The organism is Sphingobacterium sp. UBA6317 (genome assembly GCF_002440385.1).
Classification (GTDB): Bacteria; Bacteroidota; Bacteroidia; order Sphingobacteriales; family Sphingobacteriaceae; genus Sphingobacterium; species Sphingobacterium multivorum.
The window spans coordinates 1-3,926 of the sequence record NZ_DJTD01000057.1; the positions used below are offsets into that span (position 1 = coordinate 1).

Annotated in this window: 9 protein-coding genes; 7 read left to right on the forward strand and 2 right to left on the reverse strand. The window is 39.1% G+C overall.

Annotated features, from left to right (window positions below; all coding sequences use genetic code 11):
• Nucleotides 1–61 precede the first annotated feature (61 nt).
• The 6 genes from B3E92_RS19280 (at nucleotide 62) to B3E92_RS19300 (ending at nucleotide 2,669) form a co-directional block, all read left to right on the forward strand.
• Complete coding sequence (locus B3E92_RS19280) at nucleotides 62–343, forward strand: transposase (RefSeq protein ID WP_286897969.1); 282 nt, start codon at nucleotides 62–64, stop codon at nucleotides 341–343.
• Nucleotides 344–393: 50 nt separating this feature from the next.
• Nucleotides 394–651 carry an IS3 family transposase gene (locus B3E92_RS24390; RefSeq protein WP_414713063.1) on the forward strand — a complete coding sequence of 86 codons (258 nt, stop codon included), beginning with the start codon at nucleotides 394–396 and terminating at the stop codon, nucleotides 649–651.
• Nucleotides 630–1,226: an IS3 family transposase gene (locus tag B3E92_RS19285; RefSeq protein ID WP_083295920.1), complete on the forward strand. Its 597-nt coding sequence runs from the start codon at nucleotides 630–632 to the stop codon at nucleotides 1,224–1,226. Before B3E92_RS24390 ends, B3E92_RS19285 begins: the two co-directional genes overlap by 22 nt.
• Nucleotides 1,227–1,287: 61 nt before the next feature.
• Nucleotides 1,288–1,734 carry a nuclear transport factor 2 family protein gene (locus B3E92_RS19290; protein WP_286710096.1) on the forward strand — a complete coding sequence of 149 codons (447 nt, stop codon included), beginning with the start codon at nucleotides 1,288–1,290 and terminating at the stop codon, nucleotides 1,732–1,734.
• Nucleotides 1,735–1,858: 124 nt separating this feature from the next.
• On the forward strand, nucleotides 1,859–2,188 hold the full coding sequence (locus B3E92_RS19295; protein ID WP_286710095.1) for a nucleotide pyrophosphohydrolase: 330 nt from the start codon (nucleotides 1,859–1,861) through the stop codon (nucleotides 2,186–2,188).
• Between the two features lie 10 nt (nucleotides 2,189–2,198).
• Nucleotides 2,199–2,669 carry a GIY-YIG nuclease family protein gene (locus B3E92_RS19300; RefSeq protein ID WP_286710094.1) on the forward strand — a complete coding sequence of 157 codons (471 nt, stop codon included), beginning with the start codon at nucleotides 2,199–2,201 and terminating at the stop codon, nucleotides 2,667–2,669.
• A gap of 93 nt (nucleotides 2,670–2,762) precedes the next feature.
• Here the strand turns inward: B3E92_RS19300 and yidD are convergent, their stop codons facing one another.
• On the reverse strand, nucleotides 2,763–3,041 hold the full coding sequence (gene yidD, locus B3E92_RS19305) for a membrane protein insertion efficiency factor YidD (protein WP_286897970.1): 279 nt from the start codon (nucleotides 3,039–3,041) through the stop codon (nucleotides 2,763–2,765).
• Nucleotides 3,038–3,265, reverse strand: a complete 228-nt coding sequence (locus tag B3E92_RS19310) for a hypothetical protein (RefSeq protein WP_070570510.1) — start codon at nucleotides 3,263–3,265, stop codon at nucleotides 3,038–3,040. Before B3E92_RS19310 ends, yidD begins: the two co-directional genes overlap by 4 nt.
• Before the next feature lie 202 nt (nucleotides 3,266–3,467).
• Here B3E92_RS19310 and B3E92_RS19315 point away from each other — a divergent pair, with 202 nt between their 5' ends.
• Complete coding sequence (locus B3E92_RS19315) at nucleotides 3,468–3,770, forward strand: hypothetical protein (protein WP_286897971.1); 303 nt, start codon at nucleotides 3,468–3,470, stop codon at nucleotides 3,768–3,770.
• The last annotated feature ends 156 nt before the right edge of the window (nucleotides 3,771–3,926 follow it).

The window sequence follows — 3,926 nt, forward strand, 5'->3', positions numbered from 1 at the left end:
TCTGGAGTTGCTACCTTTGAGTGGAGACAGATTTGAAAAATAGATTTAAATTTGTTAACAGATGAAAAGAGTATTTGACGATTCCTTTAAGAAAATGGCAGTAGAGCTTTCTTACAGCAAAGGGTCGGTATTAGAAGCAGCAAAAGAACAGGACATGGATGCCAGTAGATTAAGTAAATGGCGCATGGATCCCAGATATAATGGTGGTACCGTATTGCCTAAAAACGACAAATTGAGTCCTGAAGAGCAAGAAATCAGGGAACTAAAGAGGAGATTACGGGATGCAGAATTAGAGAACGCTATCTTAAAAAAGGCGGTGGCCATCTTTTCCAAGGGAGACTGAGAAAATACGAGTTCATACGTGAACATATAAACACCTTTCCAGTTGAAAAGATGTGCAATACAATTAAAGTTAGCAGCAGCGAATTTTATAAGTGGCTTATCAGGCCACAAAGTAACAGAGAAAAAAAGACAGCAGAATTATCTGCTCTGATACAACAGGAATATGAGAACAGCCGTCAGATATACGGAAGCCCCCGCATTACCCATGAACTGAAGAAAAAGAACAAGCTGGTATCCAGATCATATGTAGCTCGCTTAATGAAGAAATTGAATTTAAGAAGTAAAAAATACGAAGGAAATATAAGGTGACCACCGATTCCAGCCATAGTTATGCTATAGCTGAAAATCTCCTCGGTAGAGATTTTTCAGCGGGTGCATTATCCCAAAAATGGGTTGGTGATATTACCTATATAAAGACTGCTTCCGGGTGGACTTACCTTACTACGGTTATTGATCTGGCCGATCGGAAAGTTGTCGGATGGTCATTTAGTAATGACATGACTGCGGGGAATACCACTGTTAAGGCACTGGCAATGGCTATAAAAAACAGAGGGATAAAACCGGGACTGATATTTCATTCCGACAGGGGGATTCAATATGCATGTGATGAGTTTAAGCTTATGCTAAATAAAAACGGTATAAAACAGAGCATGAGCCGTAAAGGTAACTGCTGGGATAACGCTGTAGCTGAAAGCTTTTTCAAAACACTGAAAACAGAATGCATATACCAGCATAAATTTCCTAATAGGGAGCTTGCAAAGCTAGAGGTCTTCAGGTACATTGAAGGATTTTACCACGCCAAAAGGATACATTCTGCAATTGGATATAGAACGCCAAATGAAATGGAAATGTTCTACCGATCAAAACAGAAATTAGCAGCATAAAAAGTCTCCACTTTTAAGTTGCAATTCCACAACAGAACTAACACAATAAAATAAAGACATTATGAAAACTTTAGTAAAAACATTCACAGCAGCAGCTTTAATCGCAGTATCAACTTTCGCTATGGCAGCTGAAGGACCTGGAGCAAAAGCAACAAAAACTAACATTAACCTTTCTACAGCAGATTTCGCTTTAGAGCACTATGTTGCGGTAACTACGGAGGGAGAATCAGCAGGAGTAGAGCAGTTATTCGCAGAAGATTTCAACCAAAAGCTCCAAGCTGCCAGTGCGCAGTCTAACAGCCGTAGCGAAGTGGTTAAATCCTTGAAAAAACAAAAAGGCGAAAAGTTAAACTGCACAGTGAGCACCGATATTATCGAGGAATCGGCAGACTATATGGTGGCTAAAGTAACGTTGAAATTTGAAAACTTCACCAAAACAGATTTAGTTACCTTGGAGCGTGTGGCCAATGATTGGAACGTATCCAAATCGATCAATTCTTATAAATAAGAGCCATCTCAAATAAATATATATGTTGTAGAGCCACATCGAGAGATGTGGCTTTTTCCTTTCATTCCTAAACAACATTTCGGATATTTGGACAAAGGCCAGTTTTTAGTTAAAGGATTTTATCATGTCGGATATTCAGCAGTTAATAGGACAGATCAGAGCATTCAGAGATGCGAGAGATTGGGAACAGTTTCACAATTCTAAGGATCTCGCAGTTGCGTTGAGCATTGAAGCGTCTGAGCTTCTGGAGCTTTTTCTGTGGAAAGGAAATGAAGATGCCAATCCTGACAAGTTGAAATATGAGCTTGCCGATGTACTAATGTATGCGCTATTACTTGCCGATAAGCACGGACTTGATGTTAAGGAGATCGTGGAGGACAAGATGAAACTCAACAATGAAAAATATCCTGTAGAAAAAGCCAAGGGAACTGCTAAAAAGTATAATGAACTGTAATTAATAACGCATGTCAGAATTGGATATTAAAGAAGTTCATATTGTTCCCGTCGGTAGCACAGAAGAGGTTAAGGATACAGATAGCAAACTAGATTTTTATAACAGCGCACTTGTTTATCTGCTCAACGATAAAAGGTCAATCTATATCGGTGAATCTATCGATATCAAGAACCGCTTTTCGAGCCATAATAGACACGACAGCAAGAAAGATCTATTAATCCGACATGCGATCTATTCGCATTTGTTCAACAAATCCGTTACCCTGCATCTAGAAGCATTCCTGATCAACCTTTTCTCAGCAGAAAAAGGTCTGAAACTGATCAACCTTGGCAATAACGGACACTACTATCACCAGAAGAAAGAATATGAGGTATTGTTTCCACAGATCTGGAAACAACTTGAAGAACTTAAAATAGCGCGTACGTCTACCAGTCTGCTATCATCGACAGCCTTCAATCACGTTTTTCTTCAATCTTGTTAAAAAATCTGAAACTTAAGTTCCGAAGAGAAAATACCAGGCTTGCTATTATATGTAACTTCCGTGACAAAATTTCCAGCTCCATCCCTAAACTATTTACAACAACCTCTCCGCGATCTCCGCCTCGCCAACCACTACACTGCCTTTCAGGTACATCATCCGCTCACCACTTTTATAATCCGTGATTATGTCAAAGTGACCATTACAGGTTCTCATGCGTGAAAGCAATGCTTTCCTACCTGCCCTAAAGCCTTTATGTTTAGTTACGTCAAATACATATTTAGAGCAGCTATGCCTAAATATACACTTACGTCTTCTTTCCGGTGGGATGATCAACCAATACAACCGGATCGCGGTCAATAGGAGAGACTTCATGGCCTTGAAAATACCACCATCTGTCTTGCCGTCGTATATCCAGGTTTATTATTAAAGCAACCATTTTCGGCATGTACATAAGTTGTGACGCTTTCTAGTCTCACATAGTTCCATCCTCCTGATGCACCCTGATTAATCAGGTTTTCTAATTGTTCTGCTACTTGATCCGATGTGCCTGTCCTTGGGTCTATCGATGCTACAAAAGGTACTACTTTGTATTCCATAATATCAGTATTTGATTGGGTTAATGATTTAATTAAAGCTATGTAATAAAATATTGAAAATCAATGTGTTTTGAGTTTTATTGCAATCCATTTTACAATATTGTCAATTTTAAGAATAAAAAATTACAGATTATTACGGCTTCCCGTAAAAGTTATGCCTGTGCACCAGGTGGCTAGCTACTGTATTAAAGAACATGTCAAGATGAGGAATGCTTTTGCATTTTATCTGACCTCTGGAGACTGGCTTTTACGAACCAAGATCAGTATTTTTAATACACTGAGTTTTGCCAATGAGCAGTTTTACGATCCTATCAAAGGCGCTTTGCAGTTTGATGTGTCCGATCTGGTGCTGATTAAGCCCAGCGGGCGAAATCAGGTCCGCTTGCAAAGGCTGAAAAACAAATTGGATAAGCAAGAGATCGATGGCATCAAAAGATCGATTTTGGCCATTGGCGATGCTCCGGTTGTCTTAGGTGACTGGCAACAATCGGTGTATTTTTTGTAGAGCGGAGGATCTCGGCGAGTCAATTCAGATAACATGATATCAATATGAGTTTTTTACATCCATTTCTCTAAAATCAGGAATAACGGTATTATGCTTGTTTTTCGAAAAGACTTACTTGTTTATATATTTCTTTATTATCGGCGAAAAACGCCGATA

What these genes read in the sequence shown, in the direction of transcription:
- B3E92_RS19300 (WP_286710094.1), top strand. Translation starts at nt 2,199, where the DNA reads ATGTCAGAATTGGATATTAAAGAAGTTCATATTGTTCCCGTCGGTAGC.
- yidD (WP_286897970.1), bottom strand. Translation starts at nt 3,041, where the DNA reads ATGAAGTCTCTCCTATTGACCGCGATCCGGTTGTATTGGTTGATCATC.
- B3E92_RS24390 (WP_414713063.1), top strand. Translation starts at nt 394, where the DNA reads ATGTGCAATACAATTAAAGTTAGCAGCAGCGAATTTTATAAGTGGCTT.
- B3E92_RS19295 (WP_286710095.1), top strand. Translation starts at nt 1,859, where the DNA reads ATGTCGGATATTCAGCAGTTAATAGGACAGATCAGAGCATTCAGAGAT.
- B3E92_RS19315 (WP_286897971.1), top strand. Translation starts at nt 3,468, where the DNA reads ATGAGGAATGCTTTTGCATTTTATCTGACCTCTGGAGACTGGCTTTTA.
- B3E92_RS19290 (WP_286710096.1), top strand. Translation starts at nt 1,288, where the DNA reads ATGAAAACTTTAGTAAAAACATTCACAGCAGCAGCTTTAATCGCAGTA.
- B3E92_RS19280 (WP_286897969.1), top strand. Translation starts at nt 62, where the DNA reads ATGAAAAGAGTATTTGACGATTCCTTTAAGAAAATGGCAGTAGAGCTT.
- B3E92_RS19310 (WP_070570510.1), bottom strand. Translation starts at nt 3,265, where the DNA reads ATGGAATACAAAGTAGTACCTTTTGTAGCATCGATAGACCCAAGGACA.